The 19,872-nt window shown below is 71.7% G+C and carries 19 protein-coding genes; 12 read left to right on the top strand and 7 right to left on the bottom strand.

The window, feature by feature from the left end; genetic code table 11:
* Positions 1–420: 420 nt before the first annotated feature.
* Positions 421–1,596, bottom strand: coding sequence for a type VII secretion-associated serine protease mycosin (gene mycP, locus D7223_RS20610; protein WP_238162133.1), 1,176 nt, complete (start codon positions 1,594–1,596; stop codon positions 421–423).
* A 954-nt stretch (positions 1,597–2,550) separates the two neighbouring features.
* Here mycP and D7223_RS34145 point away from each other — a divergent pair.
* The gene (locus D7223_RS34145; RefSeq protein WP_337589457.1) at positions 2,551–2,685 is read left to right on the top strand and encodes a hypothetical protein; all 135 of its coding nucleotides are present in this window, start codon (positions 2,551–2,553) and stop codon (positions 2,683–2,685) included.
* 292 nt (positions 2,686–2,977) lie between these two features.
* Here D7223_RS34145 and D7223_RS20600 read toward each other — a convergent pair whose 3' ends face one another.
* Both D7223_RS20600 and D7223_RS20595 read right to left on the bottom strand, forming a co-directional pair.
* On the bottom strand, positions 2,978–3,439 hold the full coding sequence (locus D7223_RS20600; protein ID WP_120730046.1) for a hypothetical protein: 462 nt from the start codon (positions 3,437–3,439) through the stop codon (positions 2,978–2,980).
* Between the two features lie 133 nt (positions 3,440–3,572).
* On the bottom strand, positions 3,573–3,785 hold the full coding sequence (locus D7223_RS20595) for an acyl-CoA carboxylase subunit epsilon (protein WP_120730195.1): 213 nt from the start codon (positions 3,783–3,785) through the stop codon (positions 3,573–3,575).
* 92 nt (positions 3,786–3,877) lie between these two features.
* On the opposite strand from D7223_RS20595, the gene D7223_RS20590 reads away from it, so the two are divergent.
* Together D7223_RS20590 and D7223_RS20585 are read left to right on the top strand one after the other, a co-directional pair.
* The gene (locus D7223_RS20590; protein WP_120730045.1) at positions 3,878–5,809 is read left to right on the top strand and encodes a serine/threonine-protein kinase; all 1,932 of its coding nucleotides are present in this window, start codon (positions 3,878–3,880) and stop codon (positions 5,807–5,809) included.
* A 92-nt stretch (positions 5,810–5,901) separates the two neighbouring features.
* The gene (locus D7223_RS20585; RefSeq protein ID WP_120730044.1) at positions 5,902–6,132 is read left to right on the top strand and encodes a hypothetical protein; all 231 of its coding nucleotides are present in this window, start codon (positions 5,902–5,904) and stop codon (positions 6,130–6,132) included.
* Positions 6,133–6,231: 99 nt separating this feature from the next.
* Here D7223_RS20585 and D7223_RS20580 read toward each other — a convergent pair whose 3' ends face one another.
* Positions 6,232–6,987, bottom strand: a complete 756-nt coding sequence (locus D7223_RS20580; RefSeq protein WP_120730043.1) for a GH25 family lysozyme — start codon at positions 6,985–6,987, stop codon at positions 6,232–6,234.
* Positions 6,988–7,163: 176 nt separating this feature from the next.
* Between D7223_RS20580 and D7223_RS20575 the strand changes: the two genes are divergently transcribed.
* From D7223_RS20575 to D7223_RS32855, 4 genes are all read left to right on the top strand, one after another.
* The gene (locus tag D7223_RS20575) at positions 7,164–7,907 is read left to right on the top strand and encodes a M50 family metallopeptidase (RefSeq protein ID WP_120730042.1); all 744 of its coding nucleotides are present in this window, start codon (positions 7,164–7,166) and stop codon (positions 7,905–7,907) included.
* A 33-nt stretch (positions 7,908–7,940) separates the two neighbouring features.
* Positions 7,941–8,924 (top strand): ketopantoate reductase family protein, encoded by a 984-nt coding sequence (locus D7223_RS20570; RefSeq protein ID WP_120730041.1) that lies wholly within the window; start codon positions 7,941–7,943, stop codon positions 8,922–8,924.
* 152 nt (positions 8,925–9,076) lie between these two features.
* Positions 9,077–9,577 carry a SigE family RNA polymerase sigma factor gene (locus tag D7223_RS20565; protein ID WP_120730040.1) on the top strand — a complete coding sequence of 167 codons (501 nt, stop codon included), beginning with the start codon at positions 9,077–9,079 and terminating at the stop codon, positions 9,575–9,577.
* Complete coding sequence (locus D7223_RS32855) at positions 9,570–10,427, top strand: hypothetical protein (RefSeq protein ID WP_158610919.1); 858 nt, start codon at positions 9,570–9,572, stop codon at positions 10,425–10,427. The genes D7223_RS20565 and D7223_RS32855 overlap by 8 nt, the downstream gene beginning before the upstream one ends.
* 71 nt (positions 10,428–10,498) lie before the next feature.
* Here the strand turns inward: D7223_RS32855 and D7223_RS20555 are convergent, their stop codons facing one another.
* On the bottom strand, positions 10,499–12,082 hold the full coding sequence (locus D7223_RS20555) for an acyl-CoA carboxylase subunit beta (RefSeq protein ID WP_120730039.1): 1,584 nt from the start codon (positions 12,080–12,082) through the stop codon (positions 10,499–10,501).
* An 85-nt stretch (positions 12,083–12,167) separates the two neighbouring features.
* Between D7223_RS20555 and D7223_RS20550 the strand changes: the two genes are divergently transcribed.
* Together D7223_RS20550 and D7223_RS20545 are read left to right on the top strand one after the other, a co-directional pair.
* On the top strand, positions 12,168–13,043 hold the full coding sequence (locus D7223_RS20550; RefSeq protein WP_120730038.1) for a biotin--[acetyl-CoA-carboxylase] ligase: 876 nt from the start codon (positions 12,168–12,170) through the stop codon (positions 13,041–13,043).
* Between the two features lie 140 nt (positions 13,044–13,183).
* Positions 13,184–13,756: a PH domain-containing protein gene (locus D7223_RS20545; RefSeq protein ID WP_120730037.1), complete on the top strand. Its 573-nt coding sequence runs from the start codon at positions 13,184–13,186 to the stop codon at positions 13,754–13,756.
* A gap of 12 nt (positions 13,757–13,768) precedes the next feature.
* Here D7223_RS20545 and D7223_RS20540 read toward each other — a convergent pair whose 3' ends face one another.
* Both D7223_RS20540 and D7223_RS20535 read right to left on the bottom strand, forming a co-directional pair.
* A complete protein-coding gene (locus D7223_RS20540) occupies positions 13,769–14,500 on the bottom strand; it encodes a GtrA family protein (protein WP_120730036.1) in 732 nt (243 codons plus the stop codon).
* 63 nt (positions 14,501–14,563) lie between these two features.
* The gene (locus tag D7223_RS20535; RefSeq protein WP_120730035.1) at positions 14,564–15,094 is read right to left on the bottom strand and encodes a GtrA family protein; all 531 of its coding nucleotides are present in this window, start codon (positions 15,092–15,094) and stop codon (positions 14,564–14,566) included.
* A 397-nt stretch (positions 15,095–15,491) separates the two neighbouring features.
* Between D7223_RS20535 and D7223_RS20530 the strand changes: the two genes are divergently transcribed.
* The 3 genes from D7223_RS20530 to D7223_RS20520 all read left to right on the top strand — a co-directional run bounded on the left by D7223_RS20530 (position 15,492) and on the right by D7223_RS20520 (position 19,865).
* The gene (locus tag D7223_RS20530; RefSeq protein WP_120730034.1) at positions 15,492–17,336 is read left to right on the top strand and encodes a phosphoenolpyruvate carboxykinase (GTP); all 1,845 of its coding nucleotides are present in this window, start codon (positions 15,492–15,494) and stop codon (positions 17,334–17,336) included.
* Positions 17,337–17,373: 37 nt separating this feature from the next.
* The gene (locus D7223_RS20525; protein ID WP_120730033.1) at positions 17,374–18,225 is read left to right on the top strand and encodes a hypothetical protein; all 852 of its coding nucleotides are present in this window, start codon (positions 17,374–17,376) and stop codon (positions 18,223–18,225) included.
* 515 nt (positions 18,226–18,740) lie between these two features.
* On the top strand, positions 18,741–19,865 hold the full coding sequence (locus D7223_RS20520; protein WP_238162143.1) for a geranylgeranyl reductase family protein: 1,125 nt from the start codon (positions 18,741–18,743) through the stop codon (positions 19,863–19,865).
* Positions 19,866–19,872 lie beyond the last annotated feature (7 nt).

Below are 19,872 nucleotides of genomic sequence, written 5' to 3'. Positions count from 1 at the left end.
CGGGCGGCCGCGATACAGCATGACCTCACCGGCCGGGGGTGGCACCGATCAGCAGGGGCAGTCGACCTGCTCATCGCGGCCACCGTCGAGTACCACGGACTGTCGTTGCTGCACTACGACCCGGGACTTCGACCAGATAGCCAAGGTGACCGGGCAACCGGTCCGCTGGGTGGCGCCCCCAGGCACGATCACATAGCTCTCCGGCAGCAAGCGAGCCATCCGGGGTGCCGCGCCGCCGGCAAGACGCCCAATCGGGCACAGTCCCGCGCGGCAGCCCCATGGACGGGTCCGCATCGGCTTGATTCACTCGACCTCCCAAAACCGTGCCATCCCGCACCCCGGACACCCCGACTTCAGGAACATCGAGTGGATCGAGCGGCCGCGACGATGCCCCATCGGCATTCGCCAACCGGCGTCCGGTCAGCGGCTGATGCGTGGCGGCGGGTCGATGCGGTTACGTCGCCGCCGGACAACCGCCACCCATCCGCCAACCGCGACCAGGACGCCAAGCGTCACAAGACCTCGTACGGCTGCTCGGCCATCGTCTGACCCGGTTGCCGGCCCGGCCTGGGCCGCCGTGGGCGCTGGCGATGAGGCGGCCGCGAGGGTCGAGGGGCCGGAGCCGAGCGGCGGAACGTCCGCAGTCAGTGCCGCAACAAGATCGATGACGCCGTAGCCGTACTGATCGTCACGGCCCGGCGGTCCTTTGTCGACGGCGGTGGCGGTCAGGCGATGGACGACCTCGGCCGCGGACAGGTCGGGAAACCTCGCTCGGACAAGCGCAGCAGCCCCCGCAACCATCGCCGTGGCGCTGGAGGTGCCAGTTCCTTTGGAGTACTTCCCGCCGTAACTGGTGCTAAAGATATCCACGGCAGGCGCTGTGAGGTCCACTCCTTGACCCGACACGGAAACGGCGGCGTGGACTCCCGCTCGATCTACACCGCCTACTCCTACTACGCCTTCGCGGCTTGCTGGGTGGCCGACAACTTGATCCCTTGGGAGATTTCCAACCGCCGCGACGATCACTATATTGGCAGCAATTGCCTTGTCGACTGACTGTTGCAACTGATTACTTGAGGTGCCGACGGACGAGATGCTGATTACATCTACGCCCTGGGCGATAGCGTAATCAATCCCCCGTGCAAGAGCGTTGGGGTCGCCGTATTCGTTAGGCGGGGTGCTGAAAATCGGAAGGATTTTGGACTTTGGTGCAATTCCAAGGGCGCCCGTCTGTTCAGGTTGTCCGTGCGCAGCGATTAAGCCGGCCATGGAGGTGCCATGGCCATCGCGGTCCTGCCTTCCCGAGCCGCCACCACCTGAAACGATGTCGGCGCCTGGAATGAGATTCCTGCTCAAATCGGGGTGGGGGTCAACTCCACTGTCCGGAACTGCCACCGTGACACCTTCTCCCTGGCTTATTCGATGGGCCGTAGAAACTCCCAAATAGCGCAGGTGCCACTGATCCGTGCGGATTCTTTCTGGATCACCGGATATGTGGTAGGGCCGTTCTAGTTGTTGAGAAAGTGTTGGTGGTGCTCCGGCCAGCAGTGTGAGTGTTGCGAGAGTCAGGCCTGCGTGGATGGCGTAGCCGGTCACCTCTTGAAGCCGATGGCCGGGCCAGGATCGATAGGTCCGTCCTCGTCAGGTGGGAGCACGATCGGTGCAACGCCTTGCTCCGTAGTCCAAGGCTCGTCCGGATTCCACCGCTTGGGGTGCTGCCCGTCCTCCGGCTCTGACCCACGACGCGTTGACCCTACAATTCGCGGACCGCCGCCACTGGCGGCACCGAATGTTGGGCTTTGGGGTGCGGAGCCGAAAGGAGGCATGTGGCCCATGGTGCTACCAGTGCGTCCGCCGCCGGGACGGGACCCGGCCGCTCCGGTCGGCGCTGTGCCAGCGCCACCTCCTCCGATCACGCCTCCGATGGGGTTGACACGACGCGGTTGACCATTTCCGCTTACTGGCTGCGTGAGGCCCGAGCCGGGTACGCCCCCGATGAGACCGCCCGGCGGCAATGGCCGGGCCGGTGGTGACTGGGGCGGGGAAGTAGGTACACTCCCTGCCCCCTTAGTGCCGGGTGGACTGACTTGCCCTGGGCGAATTGGCAAACCGGGCCGACTAGCCACCCCAGGTGCGATGGGCGGTTGTAGCCCACCAGCCGGTAATGATGGAACACCGACGGATGGCGAGGGGGTAGAGGGAGCAGGAGCGGTGCCTGCAGCAGCTCCGCCAAGAATTGGGCCAAGAGCGGGAGCAGTAGACGCGGCCACCGGCTTAGCGGGGGATTGCACCTTCTCTGACACGGGGGCTCTGCCGGGGCTTAGGGGTACGGCAACGATCGGCGGAATGACGGGGACAGCAGAGCCTGGATTTCCGTAGATGTCTGGATTCTGGTCCTGGGCAGGTGGGCGTGCTGGAGGGGGTTGGCGGAGCATTACTTGGGCTTGTTGGAGTTCGCTGCTCAGGCCGTACATGATGCCCCGGGCCCGTACGTTCAACCGTTCCAGTTCGTCGTCCGTCACCGGTGGCTCGGTCGTCCGGTTGCCCATGATGGCCTTCGGGTCCGCCACCGTCGCGTCGTACGCGCGTTTCTGTTGGGCTTTGGCCGCGTACTCGTCGTGGATCTTCCGGAGCGCCTCGCGGGTGGTGCCGATGGCCTGGGTGGCGGCGGACAGCGCGGTGTAGTTGGTGGCGGCGGCGTCGTGGGTGCGGCGCACCTTCTCGATGAGTTGGTCGAGTTCGGCGAGGTAGGCGCGGGATGCCTCGTTGGTCTCCGGCGGCCATGCCTCGGCGAGGCCGCGCCGGTATTCCTGGAGGCGGCCCAGGTGGGTCTGGGCGAGGTCGCAGATCTTGCGCCAGGCGGCGACCTGCCGCCAGTGGCCGGTGGTGTCCTGGTCGGCGAGGCAGGCCCACATGGTCGCCACGTCCATCAGGTACCAGTTGGTGAGGCCACCCGAGCGGCCGACGCCTCCCTCGTTCACGGCAGCACCACCGGGCCCGGGGTCGTGTCGGGGCCGGTCGGGTCGCGCAGGGCGACCGGCGGGCCGGGCGGGGTGACGGGGGTGGGTGTGGCGAGTGCCCGCTCGACGTCGACCACGCGCGCGGACGAGAACGCGTCGGAATCGCGGTAGCGCTCGGCGACCTTGCCGGCGGCGGCGGCGAGGTGGCCGGTGGCGCCGTGGACGCCCCAGACCGTCTCGGCGGTGGCCTGCTGGGTCTCGTGGTGGGCGCGCAGGAAGTGGACCAGCTCGACGAAGGCGTCCGCCGGGTTGGGCAGGGGCGTCTTCAGGTCCTCCGCGATGTATGCCAGGTGGGGGGCGTAGTTGCGCTCCACCTCGGCCTGCAACCTGTCGGCGAACTCGCGTAGTTGACGGATGTCGGCCTCGATGCCGCCGTAGCCGCGCAGCCAGGCCGCTGGGCGGTCCTCCTCGGGGATCATCGTTCCTCCCTAACCGTCACCGCACCGTTTCCCTGAGTGAGGTTAGTGGGTTCCCGACGATGTCGGCAGTCCCCACCCCGGCCACCCGGTCCGGACGAAGGCGGCCACCTGCGGTGATCCGTACGCGGAAAAGTCAGCGGGGCAGGCCGGAGGCGCGCCACGCGCCGGGGCCGGCGGCGGGGGCCGCGCCGGCCGGGCGGGCGCTGCGGGCCCACGCCGAGGTCGGGACCGGGGCGGGACCGGCGGCCGGGCGGGACCGGAGGGTGACGACGCCGACCAGGGCGGCCAGTTCCTCGGCGGTGGGCACGCCGCGGACGACCCGGAACAACGGCTCTTCGGCAGACATGCCGCCAGGGTACGCGCCGAAGAACTTGACCTTCGCCGCACAGTGGCGTGCCGGCGGTGTGAGCGTCGGGCGCGCCGGGTACCGTCTCACCGATGTCGAACGCGCCCCAACTCGTCGCTGACCGATACCGGCTCCTGTCGCCGCTCGGTCAGGGTGGCATGGGCCGGGTGTGGAAGGCGCGCGACGAGGTGCTGCACCGGGACGTGGCGATCAAGGAACTCGTCCCGCCGCCGAGCCTCACCGACGAGGAGCGCCGCGAGATGCGGGAGCGCTCGTTGCGGGAGGCGCGGGCCATCGCCCGGCTGAACCACATCAACGTCGTCCGCATCTTCGACGTGCTCCGCACCGACGGCGACCCGTGGATCGTCATGGAGTACGTGGCGTCGAAGTCGCTCCAGGACACCCTCGCCGAGGACGGGCCGGTGTCGCCGGCACGCGCGGTGGAGATCGGGCTGGGCGTGCTCGGTGCGTTGAAGGCGGCGCACAAGGCCGGCGTGATGCACCGTGACGTCAAGCCGGGCAACGTGCTGCTCGGCGAGGACGGCCGGGTGGTGCTGACCGATTTTGGTCTCGCCACGATCCCGGGTGACCCCAACGTGACCCGTACCGGCATGGTGCTCGGCTCCCCGGCCTACATCGCCCCCGAGCGGGCCCGCGACGGCACCGCCGGACCGGAGGCCGACCTGTGGTCGCTGGGCGCGACCCTCTACGCGGCGGTGGAGGGCAAGTCGCCGTACGCGCGGCCGTCCGCCATCGCCACCCTGGCCGCGCTGGCCACCGAGCCGATGCCGCCGCCGAAGAACGCGGGGCCGCTCAAGCCGGTGCTCAACGGGCTGCTCAACAAGGACCCGAACGAGCGGATCACCGCCGAGGCCGCGGAGCGCCTGCTGCGCCGCGCGGGCGGCCGACGGGCGCGCGGGATCTCACTGCTCGACGGCGTACGCCGGCCGGGGCCGAATGGTCCGCGCGAGCCGCGCCCACCGTTGGTGCCGGCCCCGCGCCCGGCCGAGGCGGACGACGCCAAACCGGCGGCCCCACCGGCCCAGCGGACCGGGGAAGCCGCCGTGGCCGGAGCCGCCGCCGGTGCCGCCGCGTCCGTGGCCGACCCGACGCCGAGCACCTCCGACGCCGTGCCGACCGCGAAGGTCGACCCACCGGAGTCCACCTCCGACGCCGCGCCGACGGCGAAGGTCGAGGCGTCGAGGCCGACCGCCGAGAAGCCGACCGCCGAGAAGCCGAAGCCGGTCAACCCGACGTCGGTCATGCCGGCGCCGGTCAGCCCGCCGTCCGGGCGGGCGACGGTGGCCGCCGGGGACGGTACGAAGCCGAACCACACGCGCCGCAACGTGCTGATCGGTGTGCTGGCCGCCCTGTTGGTGCTCGGCCTGCTCGTGATCGTCCCCCAGTTGACCGGCGGCGACGGCGAGAACGGCGGCGACACCCCGCAGGCCGGCCCCACCACCGCCGCCGCCACGTCGGCGCCCGCGCCGTCCGCGTCGGAACCGGCCGCGCCGGCACCGACCAGCGCCGCACCGAGCGTCACCCCGTCGGCCTCCGCGTCCCCGTCCCCGTCGTCGGCTGCCCTGCCCGCCGGCTGGAAGCTGCACGAAGGGCCCACCTTCTCCATCCCGATCCCGCCGGGGTGGCGGGTCACCAGCACCGGGTCCGACACGGTCATCGTCCGGCAGTCCGGCGGGGTGGGGGAGATGCTCGTCCAGTGGGGGAGCAACCCCAAGCCGGACGCGGAAGCCGATTGGGAGGCTCAGGAGTCGGCCCGTAAGAGGTTCGTCAACGACTACGACTTCCTGAGCATCAAGCCCTGCGACTGGTACCGCACGTGCGCCGACTGGGAGTGGCTGGAGAGCCGGGACGGCGCCCGGATCCACGTGCGCAACCGCGGCTTCGCCACCGCGAGCAACCGGGGTTACGCCATCCGGTGGGAGATCGCGGAGTCCGAGTGGCAGGCCAACCTGGCCGCCTTCGACCAGGTCGTCAAGGGGTTCAAGCCCGACCGGGTGAACTGAACACGCGGGATTCGCGCCCGCTGCGAGATTCGTTCGCATGGCCCTCCGTCGTACGGGGTACCTGTACGGCACGACGGAAGGGAGGGTTCGACATGGGATACCGACGGAAGAACGCCCGACCCCGGGTGGCACTGTGGATGCTGGTCGCCCTCGGCGACATCGTCCTCCTGCTGGCCAGCGTCGGCCTGCCGCTGCTGGTGGCGCTGCTCAGCGTCGTGACCGTTACCCTCGGTGGGTTGGGTGCCCGGCGGATCATGCGACGCGGTGTGCTCGCGTCGAACGACCCGGTGGCCGTTCCGGTGGCGGCCCGACGCCGGGCCTGACCGAAGGGGCGAGCCGCGTGGCGGCAGCCGGACCAGTTGTGCACCGTACGGTGACAGCCGATCCCGCTGCCGCCAACTGCCTCCCCAGGCGGCGGAACGTCAGCGGGTGTTGTTGGCCAGCGCGATCAGCCGGCTGCGGTCGCCGTTCCAGTAGTTGCGGTCCACGTCGCCGCTGATGCCGGAGACCCGACCGGTCGCGGTGTACTGCCAGAAGCTCCACACCGGGGCGCCGGCCGGCAGCGCGCCGGGCGTGCTCGACCAGCGGGCCAGCCACAGCGGGTGGTTGCCCCACGGGCCGCCCCAACTGCCGGTGCACTGGTTCCACCAGCTGGTGGTGGTGTAGATGACCGCGTACCGGCCGGTGCGCGAGCGGTAGGTGTTCAGGAAGTCCTGGATCCAGTTGCGCATGCCGGTGGTGCTGAGGCCGTAGCAGTACCCGCCGCTGTACGGGTTCGCCTCGATGTCCAGCGCCGCCGGCAGCGTGCGGCTGTCCGCCGACCAGGCGCCGCCGTTGGAGGCCAGGTAGTTGGCCTGGGTCGAGCCGGCGGAGATGTTGGGCCGGGCGAAGTGGTACGCGCCGCGGATCACCCCGGCGTTGTAGGCGTTGACGTAGTTGCTGTTGAAGTTCGGGTCCTTGTAGCTCGTACCCTCGGTGGCCTTGATGAACGCGAACTGGATGCCGGCGTTGCGGACGCTCGTCCAGTTGATGGTGCCCTGGTAGCGCGAGACGTCGATGCCGGGCACGGTGGCCGCGGCGGCCGGGCTGGCGGTGACGACCAGCGCCGCCGCCGCGGTGGCCAGGGCCGCGAGGCCGCCGGCCAGGACTCGACGCAGGGATGATCGGGTACGGGTCACGAGAACCTCCCGAGAGACAGGTATCTATTCATGCCTATCTTTGGAGGTAATCGCCCGAGATCGCAAGGGCTGCTGAGAAAACTTTCAGTGCCGGGCCGCCGGGTCGAGCCACCACCGGGTCGCGCCCGGCCGGGGGCCCCGGACCGGCACGGGTCGGGCCGGTAGGCTCGCGCCCCATGGTGTCGATCGACGGGCTCGCCGACCTCTGGAACCGGCTGCTCAGCGCGCAGCCCGACCCGCCCGCGCTGCTGGTGCTGCTCACCGGGCTCGCCGCGCTGGCGGTGGTCTCCACCCGGCTGCCCTGGCAGATCGCCCGCAACGTGGTGACCATCGCCCACGAGGGCGGGCACGCGCTGGCCGCCGTGCTGACCGGCCGGAAACTGCACGGCATCCGGCTGCACTCGGACACCTCCGGCCTGACCGTGTCCGCCGGCCGGCCCACCGGTCCCGGCATGATCCTCACGCTGCTCGCCGGTTACGTCGCCCCGCCGCTGGTCGGCCTGGCCGGCGCGTGGCTGCTCGGCGGCAACCGGATCACCCTGCTGCTCTGGGTGGCGGTGGCCCTGCTGCTGGCCATGCTGGTGGTGATCCGCAACGTCTACGGTGTCCTGTCGCTGCTGGTCACCGGCGGGGTCGTGCTCGCCGTCTCCTGGTACGCGAGCCCGCAGGTGCAGGCCGCGTTCGCGTACGCCGGGGTGTGGTTCCTGCTGCTCGGCGGCGTACGGCCGGTGGTGGAGCTGCAACGGCTGCGGGCCCGGGGCCGGATGCCCGCCTCCGACGCCGACCAGCTCGCCGGGATCACGCCGCTGCCGGCGTTCTTCTGGGTGACCGTCTTCGCGCTGGTCAACCTGGCCTCACTGGTCTTCGGCGCGCTGCTGCTGGCCGGACCGCTGCTGACCGGGGCGGGCCTCACCGGCTGAGCCGCGCCACCCCGGTACCGGCAGAATGGGCCCGTGCGATACGTGATCATCGGGGCGGGTGCGGTCGGCGGGACCATCGGCGTACGCCTGGGGGAGACCGGGCACGACGTGACCCTGGTGGCGCGCGGCGCGCACCTGGACGCGATCCGCCGGCGGGGTCTGACCCTGCGCCGGCCGGACGGCGACACCACCTGGCGGGGGCCGGCGACCGACGGGCCGGGCACCGGGCCGTTGCCGGCGGACACCGTGCTGGTGCTGACGGTGAAGTCGCAGGACACAGACGCCGCGCTGGCCGCGTGGGCCGACGCGCCGGTGGTCGGCGGCGGTACGGCGGCGCAGCGGCTGCCGCTGTTCACCGCGCAGAACGGGGTGGCCAACGAGCCCGCCGCGCTGCGGCTCTTCGCCGACGTGCACGGGATCTGCGTGTGGCTGCCCGCCACCCACCTGGAGCCCGGCGTGGTGGTGGCCAACGGGTATCCGCACCCGGGGATGCTGCACCTCGGCCGGTTCCCGTCCGGGGCGGACGACATCGACCGGTCGGTCGCCGCTGACCTCACCGCCGCCGGCTTCGTCGCCCCGGTGCGGGCGGACGTGATGCGCTGGAAGTACGGCAAGCTGCTGGCCAACCTCGGCAACGGCCTCCAGGCGCTGCTCGGCCGGGACGTCCCCGACGACCTGCGGGAGCGGGTACGCGCCGAGGGCGAGGCGGTGCTGGCCGCCGCCGGCATCCCGCACACCGACCGGGCGGAGGAGGCTGCCGAGCGGGGTGACCTGGTCGGCCACCGCCCGGTCGGCGGGGCGGAACGGGCCGGCGGTTCCACCTGGCAGAGCCTCGCCCGAGGCGCCGGCTCCGCCGAGGCCGACCATCTCAACGGCGAGGTGGTGCTGCTCGGCCGCCTGCACGGGGTACCGACCCCGGCGAACGCCGCCGTGCAACTCGGGGTCCGCCGCGCCCTGCGGGACCGCGTCCCGGCGGGTGAGTTCCCGCTCGCCGAGCTGGCGGCGCTGCTCGGCTGACGGTTCACGCCGCCCGCTGTTCGGCTGACCCGGCGGGCGCGCTCGTCGCTGCTCGGCTGGGCGGCTCGCCCGGCGGAGAAACCTCGTCCCGACCGGCAACCGGACCGGTCCGCCGGTGCGTGTCTCCTGGGACCGCCGCGGGGAGGTAGCAGGTGTCCGACGTCGACGGGTTCGACGACTTCTACCGGGGCAGCCGGCAACGGCTGCTCGGGTTCGTCTACGTGCTCACCGGTGATCTCGGCGAGGCGCAGGACGCCGTGCAGGAGGCGTACATCCGGGCGTGGCAACGCTGGTCGACGGTGGGCGGGTACGACGACCCGGAGGCGTGGGTGCGGGTGGTGGCGAGCCGGATCGCGGTCAGCCGCTGGCGGAACCTGCGCAGCCGGGCGCGGGCCTACCTGCGGCACGGCGCGGTGGAGAGCGTCCCCGGCCCGGGTACCGACACCCTGGCTGTGGTGGAGGCGATGCGCCGCCTGCCGGAGGAACAGCGCGTCGCCATCGCCCTGTACTACCTGGTCGGCATGCCGGTCGCCGACGTCGCCCGGGAGACCGAGGCGCCGGTCGGCACGGTCAAGGCCCGACTCTCCCGGGGGCGTGTCGCGCTCGCCGGGCTGCTCGCCGTCTCTGACCTGGAGGAGGCCGCCGATGCGTGACGACCTGCCCATCGCCGAACTGGTGCACCGGGACCTGCGGGACGTCCGCTGGGCCGAGCCCGCCGAGATCCGCGCGCGGGCCCGCCGGCGCCGTCGGCGTACGGTCGTGTCGGCGGGGCTGGCGCTGGTCCTCGTCACGACCGGCGGGTACGGCGTGTGGCGGGTGGACCGGCCCGCCCCGGCGCCACCGGTCGCCGCGCACCCCACCGGGTCGCCGTTCGTGGAGATCCCGCACGAGACGATGCTGCGACCGGCTGACCTGGGCGTGCCGGCGGACCCGCCACTCAGCCAGGCCGGGGCGTACGAGCCGGTGCGGATCGCGGAGCTGCTGCGGGTGTGTGTCGAGCAGCAGGGCCGGCCGGCCGAGTGGGAGACGGCCCGGTACTCCCGCTCGGTCACCCTGCTCCGTGAGCGACCCGCCGGGTACGATCACCCGCCGAGCGACCTGCTGCTCAGCCAGGACGTCTACCGGGTGACGCCGGAGGTCGTCGGCCGGCTGTTCCCGCGGATCGACGAGATGCTGGCGCTGTGCGCCGCCTGGCCGTCCCGGGGTGTCGCCGTCTGGAAGGGTCGGGAAGCCCGGTCGGAGGCCGTGCACCACTGGGACACGTCGGCCCGCGACTTCGCCGGGAGCGAGTCGGTCCTGCTGCGGCACCGGGTGCCGGAGGCCCGCAACCTGGAGACCGGCGAGGTCCGACGGTCCACCGACGTCAATCGCACGGCGGTGGTGCGGGTCGGTGACCTCGTCACGGTCATCACGATGGGCCGGCGGGGCACCGAGCCGGAGTTGCGCCGGCTGGCCGGTGTCGCCGCGGACCGGCTCTGCGTCGCCGCCAACCCGGCCTGCTGAGGGTGTGGCGCGTTAGGAAGGGCCCCTTTTACAACGCCAGGCGTTAACAAGGGGCCCTTCCTTACACCTTCCTAGAGCGGGATGTTGCCGTGCTTCTTCGGGGGAAGGGTCTCCCGCTTGGTGCGCAGCACCCGCAGCGCGCGGACGATCTGGGTACGGGTCTCGTGCGGCGGGATGACCGAGTCGACGTATCCGCGCTCGGCCGCGATGTACGGGTTGGCCAGGGTGTCCTCGTACTCGGCGATCTTCTCGGCGCGGACCGCGGCCGGGTCCTCGGCGTTGGCCAGGTCCGACCGGTAGAGGATGTTCACCGCGCCCTGCGCCCCCATCACCGCGATCTGGGCGGTCGGCCAGGCGAAGTTCAGGTCCGCGCCGAGGTGCTTGGACCCCATCACGTCGTACGCGCCGCCGTACGCCTTGCGGGTGATCACGGTGACCTTCGGGACGGTCGCCTCGGCGTACGCGTAGATGAGCTTCGCGCCCCGGCGGATGATGCCGTCCCACTCCTGGCCGGTGCCGGGAAGGAAACCGGGAACGTCCACGAAGGTCAGCACCGGGATGTTGAACGCGTCGCAGGTGCGCACGAAGCGGGCGGCCTTCTCCGAGGCGGCGATGTCCAGGGTGCCGGCGAAGTGCATCGGCTGGTTGGCGACCACCCCGACCGGGCGACCCTCCACCCGGCCGTAGCCGATCAGGAGGTTCTGCGCGTACAGCGGCTGGACCTCCAGGAACTCGCCGTCGTCGAGGACGTGCTCGATGACCCGATGCATGTCGTACGGCTGGTTGGCCGAGTCGGGGATCAGGGTGTCCAGCTCCCGGTCCTCCTCGGTCACGTCGAGGTCCGCCGGCGCGTCGAACACCACCGGCTCGTCCAGGTTGTTCGACGGCAGGTACGACAGCAGCGCCTTGACGTAGTCGATCGCGTCGTCCTCGTCGCTGGCCAGGTAGTGCGCGTTGCCGCTGCGGGAGTTGTGGGTGCGGGCCCCGCCCAGCTCCTCCATCGCCACGTCCTCGCCGGTGACCGTCTTGATCACGTCCGGGCCGGTGATGAACATGTGCGAGGTCTGGTCGACCATCACGGTGAAGTCGGTGACCGCCGGGGAGTAGACCGCGCCACCCGCGCACGGGCCCATGATCAGCGAGATCTGCGGGATGACACCGCTGGCGCGTACGTTGCGGAAGAAGATCTCGCCGTAGAGACCGAGCGACGCGACGCCCTCCTGGATCCGCGCGCCACCGGAGTCGTTGATGCCGATCACCGGGCAGCCGATCTTCATGGCCAGGTCCATCACCTTGACGATCTTCTCGCCGAAGACCTCGCCGAGGGAGCCGCCGAAGACGGTGAAGTCCTGGGCGAAGACGCAGACCTGCCGGCCGTCGATGGTGCCGTAGCCGGTGATCACCCCGTCGCCGTACGGCCGGTTGCGCTCCAGCCCGAACGCCGTCGACCGGTGCCGGGCCAGCTCGTCCAGCTCGATGAAGGAGCCCTCGTCGAGCAGCAGCTCGATCCGCTCCCGTGCGGTCTTCTTGCCCCGCGCGTGCTGCTTCTCGACCGCGCGCGCCGAACCGGCGTGCACCGCCTCGTCGACCCGTCGCTCCAGGTCCGCCAGCTTGCCCGCGGTGCTGTGGATGTTGATCCCGGTCTCGGTAGTCACCCAGGGAATATAACGATGGTTCAGTCCGGCGCCGCTGTGCAGTACACCTCAGTACGCTCCGTCGACCTGGCCGTAGGCTGACAGGATGCCGGGGTCCCCGTACACCGATCTGGACCGCCCGCCGCTGTCGGCGGCGCGGCTGCGGCGGGCGCTGGTCGCCCCGCACGGCCCGTGGGCGCGGCTGGACCTGCGCGCCGAGACCGGCTCGACGAACGCCGACGTCGCGGAGGCCGCCCGGGCGGGCGAGCCGGAGGGCCTGGTGGTGGTCGCCGAGCGGCAGACCGCGGGCCGTGGCCGGCGCGGCCGGACCTGGCAGTCGCCACCGCGGGCGGGCATCGCCACCAGCGTGCTGCTCCGGCCCGGCGTGGCCGTCCCGGAGCGCGGCTGGCCGGCGGCCCCGGCGACCGGGTACGGCTGGCTGCCGCTGCTCGCCGGCGTGGCGCTGGTCGAGGCGGTGGCCCGGCTCGCCGAGCTGGACGCGTCCCTGAAGTGGCCGAACGACCTGCTGGTCGACGAGGCGAAGTGCGCCGGCATCCTGGCCGAGGCGGTGCCACCGGCCCGGGCCGGCGCGGCGCCGGCGATCGTGCTCGGCGTCGGCCTGAACGTGACGCTGCGCGCCGACGAGCTGCCGGAGAACCCGAACGGGCTGCCGGCCACCTCGCTGCAACTGGCCGGGGCCACCGCGACCGACCGGGATCCGCTGCTGCGTGCCCTGCTGCGGTCGCTGGCCGAGTGGTACGACCGGTGGCGCTCCGCCGGCGGGAACGCGGTCGCGTGCGGCCTGCGCGACGCCTACCTGGCGTCCTGCGGCACGGTCGGCCGGCAGGTACGCGTGCTGCTGCCCGGCGGCGACGAGCTGACCGGCACCGCGACCGGCGTGGACGCCGACGGGCACCTCCTGCTCGCCACCGCCACCGAGGAGCACCGCCTGACCGCTGGCGACGTCCTGCACCTGCGGTGAAAGGAAGGGCCCCCGCTTAACGCCTGCGGTAGAGGAAGGGCCCCTTGTTAACGGCGGGAAGGGCTCGCCGCGCGGCTGATCCCGTGGGTAGCGGTGGGGCGTTACGGTCTGCGCGTCCGCTTTTCGCGATGGAGGTTCCCGTGGCGTTTCCCGAGGACGTGCTCACCGAGGACGAGCACGTCGTGCTGCACCTGCACCCGCACTGGAAGGCCCTGGTCCGGCCGGTCGCGGTGCTGGTGCTCGCCGTCGCCGCGGTGGTGGCCGGCGTGGTGCTGCTCCCGTCCGGCGGTGGCGGCTCGGTGGCGCTGGCCGTCATCGGTGGGCTGGCCCTGCTGGCGGTGCTGTGGCTGGCGCTCTGGCCCTACCTGGTCTGGCGGAGCACCCACTACCTGTTCACCAACGAGCGGGTGCTGCTCCAGGAGGGTGTGCTGTCCCGGGACCGCCGGGACATCCCGCTGACCCGGATCAACGACCACGCGATGCGCCAGCGGTTCGTCGAGCGGCTGCTCGGCTGCGGCACCCTGACCATCGAGTCGGCCGGTGAGCGCGGGCAGTCCGTCCTGCACGACGTGCCGGGGGTCGGGCAGGTCCAGACCCGGCTGTACGAGCTGGTGGAGGACCACCACGACAAGCACTCGCTGGGTGACACCGAGATGCGCGACATCCTGGCCGATCTGAACGAGGGCAAACCGCTGCGGGACCCGAGCGCCTGACCGGCCGGTGGTTCAGCGGCGCGGGGCGCGGCGGGGAGTGGCCTGGAGTTCGGCGTCGAGTTCGGCGGCCAGCTCGCGGTCCAACGCGCCGCCGAGCCCCGCGTCCAGCGGCGCCGGGCGGCCCTGCGCCGGGGGACCGGTGACCGGAGCCGCGACCGGCCGGGGACCGGACGCCGGGGAGGTGCCCGGCTGACGCTGTTCCTCCTCCAGCTCGGACACCGACTCGGCCAGCTCGGCCACCGGGTCCATCTCCGCCATCGTGTCCCACTCGTCGCGCGGGATGCTGTGCCAGGTGTCGGCCGCGTGCGCTGGCGCGGGCTGGAAGACGAAGGTCCGGTACGACCAGAAGCGGAACAGCGTCGCGAGCACCACGCCGCCGGTCTTGGCGATGTTCAGCGCCAGCAGGCCGGTCACGCCGAAGCCGTACTTCGCGGCGGCCAGGACGCCCAGTTCGATGAGCAGGCCGGCGCCGTTGAAAAGGAAGAACAGGGCATACTCGCGCTGCATCGCCGATTTCGGGCGATCGCGGTACGTCCAGTGACGATTCATCAGATAAGACGTGATCGTCGCCAGCACGGTGGCAACCACCGCCGCCTTCAGCTCACCGTTGACAAAAACCGTGAGTATCAGGGCATTGAACACCGCGTAATTGATGACGGTGTTGATGCCCCCGACGATCCCGAATTTGAACGCCTCGTGGATGAACTTCTGCCAGCGCTCAGGCAGCAGACGGACAAGACGCATGCGGAACACCTTAGGGCAGTGGGCGGGACCGACCGGTCCCGGCTGGAAGAGATGGGCGCCAGGTCACGCCCCGTGTCGGTCCGGCTTCACTTCCGGAACGGTCCGGGTTCCCGATTCCACGAAGACGAACCTTCGGTAGGACCAGAAACGGAAGAGGGTGGCCAGGCCGGTGCCCACGATGTAGCTGGCGATGTTGTCGGCCAGCCGGGTCTGGAAGACCTCCGGCCAGACCTCGCCCAGCCCGTACCGGCTGATCGCCAGGCAGGCCACGGTGATGCCCAGGCCGACCCCGTTGAAGAAGAAGAACAGCGCGTACTCGCGGGCGGGGTTGGAGCCCCGGCGGTGCCGCCAGGTCCAGAACCGGTTGCCGACGAAGGCGAAGCTCGCCGCGATCACCGTGGAGATGGTCTTGGCGGTCACCTGCTCCACGCCCTGCGCCGCGGTCAGGTAGTTGAACAGCGCGAAGTCGACCAGGAACGCGATGCCACCGACGGTGGCGAACTTGCTCATCTCCCGCAGCAGGTGACCGAAACGGTCGATGAGGGAGCGGAACAGACCCGGGCGGGTCTGCCGGGAGCCTGGCTCCCCGGTCATCGTCGCGGCCACCTCGCGAGCGTACCGGTAGACGGCACGCCGTACGGGTAGCAACGGCGGGCGGCGCGGACGGTGGCGACGTCGATGAGCGGAGCGTAACCGGCCGGAGCCGGGTGGGGAGTCGCTTCCGCCGACGACCACCCGGCCGTGCCGGGGACGCCCCGGCGACGGAGGTCCACGACAAGATTTGCGTGAAACTGCGCGTGAAAGCGGGTATCAGCTCGTGATGCCGCAGCGTGGCCGTACCTTGTGCAGTTCTTCACAACCAGTCCCACTGACTGGCGACGCCGCCCGGTTTACGCTGAGGCCAATCCCAGGTTTCCACGAAGGCGGCGCTTAGTCGTCAAGACTCGTGCATCCCATAGATAGGTCAGCGTCGACCACAAGGAGATGTGTCATGGTTGCTCCGGCTACCGTTCGGGGTATCGATCAGGCCCCGACGTCCCACCCCAAACTGCTCGCCTGGGTCCGTGAGGTCGCGGAACTGACCACCCCCGACCGGGTCGTCTGGGTGGACGGGTCCGACGAGGAGTGGCGTCGCCTCACCGACGAGCTGGTCGAGGCGGGCACGCTGATCCGCCTCAACCCGGAGAAGAAGCCGAACTCCTTCTACGCCCGCACCGACCCGACGGACGTCGCCCGGGTCGAGGAGCGCACCTACATCTGCTCCGTCGACGAGGCGGACGCCGGCCCCACCAACAACTGGATGGCGCCGGCCGAGATGAAGCGGACGATGACCGAGTTGTACCGCGGCAGCATGCGCGGGCGCACCATGTACGTCATCCCGTTCTGCATGGGACCGGTCGAGGCCGAGAACCCCATGTTCGGCGTGGAGATCACGGACAGCCCGTACGTGGTCGCGTCGATGCGGATCATGACCCGGATGGGCACCGCGGTCCTCCAGGCGATGGGCGACGACGCCGACTTCGTGCACGCGTTGCACTCGATCGGCGCCCCGCTCGCGCCGGGCCAGCAGGACGTCGCGTGGCCGTGCAACGAGACGAAGTACATCTCGCACTTCCCGGAGACCCGGGAGATCTGGTCCTTCGGCTCCGGCTACGGCGGCAACTCGCTGCTCGGCAAGAAGTGCTACTCGCTGCGGATCGCCAGCGTGATGGGGCGCGACGAGGGCTGGCTGGCCGAGCACATGCTGATCCTCAAGATCACCTCGCCGGAGGGGCGGGTCTACCACATCGCCGGCGCGTTCCCGTCGGCCTGCGGCAAGACCAACCTGGCCATGCTGGAACCGACCATCCCCGGCTGGAAGGTCGAGACGATCGGTGACGACATCGCCTGGATGCGGTTCGGCGCCGACGGCCGCCTCTACGCGGTCAACCCGGAGTACGGCCTCTTCGGCGTCGCGCCGGGCACCGACTGGAAGACCAACGCCAACGCGATGCGGACGCTGGACCGCGGCAACTCCGTCTTCACCAACGTCGCCCTCACCGACGACGGCGACATCTGGTGGGAGGGCATGGGCGAGCCGCCGGCGCACCTGATCGACTGGAAGGGCAACGACTGGACGCCGGAGAGCGACAGCCTCTCCTCGCACGCGAACAGCCGGTTCTGCACCCCGATCACCCAGTGCCCGATCCTCGCCGAGGACTACTACGACCCGAACGGCGTACCGATCGACGCGATCCTCTTCGGCGGTCGCCGTCGGGACACCATCCCGCTGGTCACCGAGGCGCGCGACTGGGTGCACGGCGTCTACATGGGCGCCACCCTCTCCTCGGAGACGACCGCCGCCGCGTCCGGCGCGGTCGGCGTCGTCCGCCGCGACCCGATGGCCATGCTGCCGTTCATCGGCTACCACGCCGGCGACTACTTCCGGCACTGGATCGAGATGGGCAAGGGCACCGACGGCGACGAGGCCAAGCTGCCCAAGATCTACTACGTCAACTGGTTCCGCAAGGACGCCGAGGGCAACTTCCTCTGGCCGGGCTTCGGCGAGAACTCCCGCGTCCTCAAGTGGGTCATCGAGCGGCTCGAAGGCCGCGCGGACGCCGTGGAGACCCCGATCGGCATGGTCCCGGCCCAGGACGCGCTCGACGTCGAGGGCCTGGACATGACCCCGGAGGACGTCCGCATCGCGCTGAAGGTCGACGTCGACGAGTGGCGCAACGAGCTGCCGTTGGTCACCGAGTGGTTCGAGAAGTTCGGCGACAAGCTGCCGGGCGTCCTCTGGGCCGAGCTGGACGCCCTGCGGGCCCGGCTCGACGCGGAGCAGCCGCAGCGGTAGGTGTGACCCGCGCCCACCCGGGGCAACAGGGTTTCCCATGAGGACGGCCGCCGAGACCGAGGTCCGGCGGCCGTCCGCCGTCCGGGCGCTCACCGCACTGCTGGCGACGACCGCGGCGGCCACCGTCGTGGTCGAGCTGCTCAACTGGGTGTACGCCCCGGAGCAGGGCTTCGCCCTGGCGGTACGCACCGGCTGGGCGCTGCTCCGGTCGCTCGGGTTCCTGCTGCTCATCGGGCACGTCCGGCGCGGTCGTACGCTGGCCCGCCCGTTCGGGCTGATCCTGGCGGTGACCACGGTCTTCGCGGTGGCCCGCCTGATCGTGCCCCGGCAGGGCGTACCGCCGCTTCCCGGCCTGCTCGGCTTCGCCGTACTCACCGCGCTCTGCGTCGCCGTGGTGTGGCTGCTCTACCGTTCGTCGGCGCTCGCCGCCCACCTGGTCCGGCACCGTCCACGACTGGTCATCGACGCCCGGGGCATCTCCTGGCGGGAGACCCCGCCGCGTCGTCCCGAGGCCAACGCCTGGCTGCTCACCGCCCGGGTGGCCGCCTTCACCTACAGCCCGCTGATGCTGGTGCCGGCCCTGGTCGCCACCGGCGAGGTGCGCGGCGACCGGCTGGCCGCGCTGCCGGCCGTACTGTTCTGGTTCGGCGCCGGCATCGCCGCCAGCTACGCGGTGCTCCTGTGCACCGCCTTCCTCCTGCGCGGCCGGCGCTGGGCGGCCCGCGGCCTGGTCGTGGTCACCCTGCTCGTGCTGGCCGTCGACCTGCCGCTCTGCTGGTGGCTGCTCGGTCTCGACGGCCTGGTCCGCGACGGCGCCCCGCTGGTGACCGCCGCCGCGCTGACCTTCTACGCCCTCCGGCGCGCCGCCCGCGCCAATCCCGCACCCTGACCGTCTCCCACCCGCCCCCGCCCCGTCCCGTCCCGGGGTCTCGGTGTTGGCCCGGCTCCGCCTCTGGCTCGCTCCGCGCGCTGTCGCGCCGCGCGGGAGACGGGGTAGCGGCCCGGACGTCGAAGATCGACTCGCCTTCAGTGAAATCGGGGTGTCGCACCAACCTGGATACCCCGATATCAAGGAAGCCGAGTCGATCATGTGCCGGCGACGTACCCGGACAGTGCAAGATCGCGGGAGTGGGCAGGTCGGGTCGGGTGCGGGCGCGAGATCGGGGGTTTCGGATCGGCGATCTCGCGCCTCGGCCGGGCAGGATGACGGGGCGGGCACGGCCCCGGACCGGCTCGCGGGAAGGAGACGCGGTGACCGACGGTGGCTTGCGGCAGGACGGCGCGGGGCAGGACGGCGCGGGGCGGCGCGGGGCGTGGCAGGACGGCGTGGGGCGGCGCGCGGCGTGGCAGGACGGCGCGGGGCAGGGCGGCGCGGGGCAGGGCGGGACGGGGGACGAGTTCGACGTGGTGGTGGTCGGGGCGGGACCGGCCGGGTCGGCCGCCGCCATCGCGGCCCGCCGGGTGGGAGCGCGGGTGCTGCTGCTCGACCGGTCCGACTTTCCCCGGGACAAGGCGTGCGGGGACGGTATCGCCGCGCACGCCCTGGACGTCCTCGACGAGCTGGGGGTGCCGGACGCGGTGGCCGGGTACCCACCGCTGCCCGCCCTGCGGATGACCAGCCCGGGTGGCGCCGAGGTCGCGCGGAGGCTGCCCCGGCCGGCGTACACGGTGCCCCGGACCGTCTTCGACGCCCGGCTGGTGACGGCGGCGGTCGCCGCGGGCGCGCTGCTGCGCCGGCACACCGTCCGCACGGTCCAGGTGCGGGCCGACCGCGTGGTGCTCGACGGGGAGCTGTCCGCGCGGGCGGTGGTGGGCGCGGACGGCGCCGGTTCGGTGGTACGCCGGGCGCTCGGACACCCGGTCAACCCGGACCGGCATCTGGCGCTGGCCCTGCGGGGGTACGCGCCGGCCCGCCCCGGTCCACCCGAGCAACTCATCGTCACGTCCGCGCCGCGCTGGCCGGCGTACGCCTGGTCGTTCCCGATCGGCGACGGCCGGGCGAACGTCGGGTACGGAGAGGTGCTGCGGGGGGAGCGGCTGACCCGGGCGTACCTGGTCGACCGGCTGGCCGCGCTGCTGCCCGGCACCGATCCGGCGGCGGTGACCGACCTGCGCGCCCACCACCTGCCGCTGTCCACCCACCGCCCGGCGCCCGGACGCGGCCGGGTGGTGCTGGCCGGTGACGCGCTCTCCCTGATCAACCCGTTCACCGGGGAGGGAATCTTCTACGCCCTGCTGTCCGGTGCGCTGGCCGGCGCGGCGGCGGCCGGAGCACCCGAGCGGGCGGCCGGCCGCTACGGCGAGGCGCTGCGTCGTCGGCTCGGCGTACACCTGCGGCACAGCTCGACCGCGGCGTGGCTGGCGCGGCGGCGCTGGGTGGTGGACGCGGCGGTCCGGGCGGCCCGCCGCGACGAGCGGGTGTACCGGTCGGTGGTGGAACTGGGGCTCGGTGACGGCCGCCTGGACGCCCGGACGTTGACCATGATCGGCCGGGGTGTCGCCGCGCGAGATCGGACTCCCCGGCGCTGATCGGTGA

It is taken from the genome of Micromonospora endolithica (assembly GCF_003626595.1).
GTDB lineage: Bacteria > Actinomycetota > Actinomycetes > Mycobacteriales > Micromonosporaceae > Micromonospora > Micromonospora endolithica.
This window is presented reverse-complemented; position numbering and strand designations above follow the sequence as displayed.

Coding starts and splice junctions, on each gene's coding strand:
- D7223_RS34145 (WP_337589457.1), top strand. CDS start 2,551: ATGGCCTTCGGGTCCGCCACCGTCGCGTCGTACGCGCGTTTCTGTTGG.
- D7223_RS20600 (WP_120730046.1), bottom strand. CDS start 3,439: ATGATCCCCGAGGAGGACCGCCCAGCGGCCTGGCTGCGCGGCTACGGC.
- D7223_RS20595 (WP_120730195.1), bottom strand. CDS start 3,785: ATGTCTGCCGAAGAGCCGTTGTTCCGGGTCGTCCGCGGCGTGCCCACC.
- D7223_RS20550 (WP_120730038.1), top strand. CDS start 12,168: ATGCCGGGGTCCCCGTACACCGATCTGGACCGCCCGCCGCTGTCGGCG.
- D7223_RS20540 (WP_120730036.1), bottom strand. CDS start 14,500: ATGCGTCTTGTCCGTCTGCTGCCTGAGCGCTGGCAGAAGTTCATCCAC.
- D7223_RS20535 (WP_120730035.1), bottom strand. CDS start 15,094: ATGACCGGGGAGCCAGGCTCCCGGCAGACCCGCCCGGGTCTGTTCCGC.
- D7223_RS20590 (WP_120730045.1), top strand. CDS start 3,878: ATGTCGAACGCGCCCCAACTCGTCGCTGACCGATACCGGCTCCTGTCG.
- D7223_RS20525 (WP_120730033.1), top strand. CDS start 17,374: ATGAGGACGGCCGCCGAGACCGAGGTCCGGCGGCCGTCCGCCGTCCGG.
- D7223_RS20575 (WP_120730042.1), top strand. CDS start 7,164: ATGGTGTCGATCGACGGGCTCGCCGACCTCTGGAACCGGCTGCTCAGC.
- D7223_RS20530 (WP_120730034.1), top strand. CDS start 15,492: ATGGTTGCTCCGGCTACCGTTCGGGGTATCGATCAGGCCCCGACGTCC.
- D7223_RS20585 (WP_120730044.1), top strand. CDS start 5,902: ATGGGATACCGACGGAAGAACGCCCGACCCCGGGTGGCACTGTGGATG.
- D7223_RS32855 (WP_158610919.1), top strand. CDS start 9,570: ATGCGTGACGACCTGCCCATCGCCGAACTGGTGCACCGGGACCTGCGG.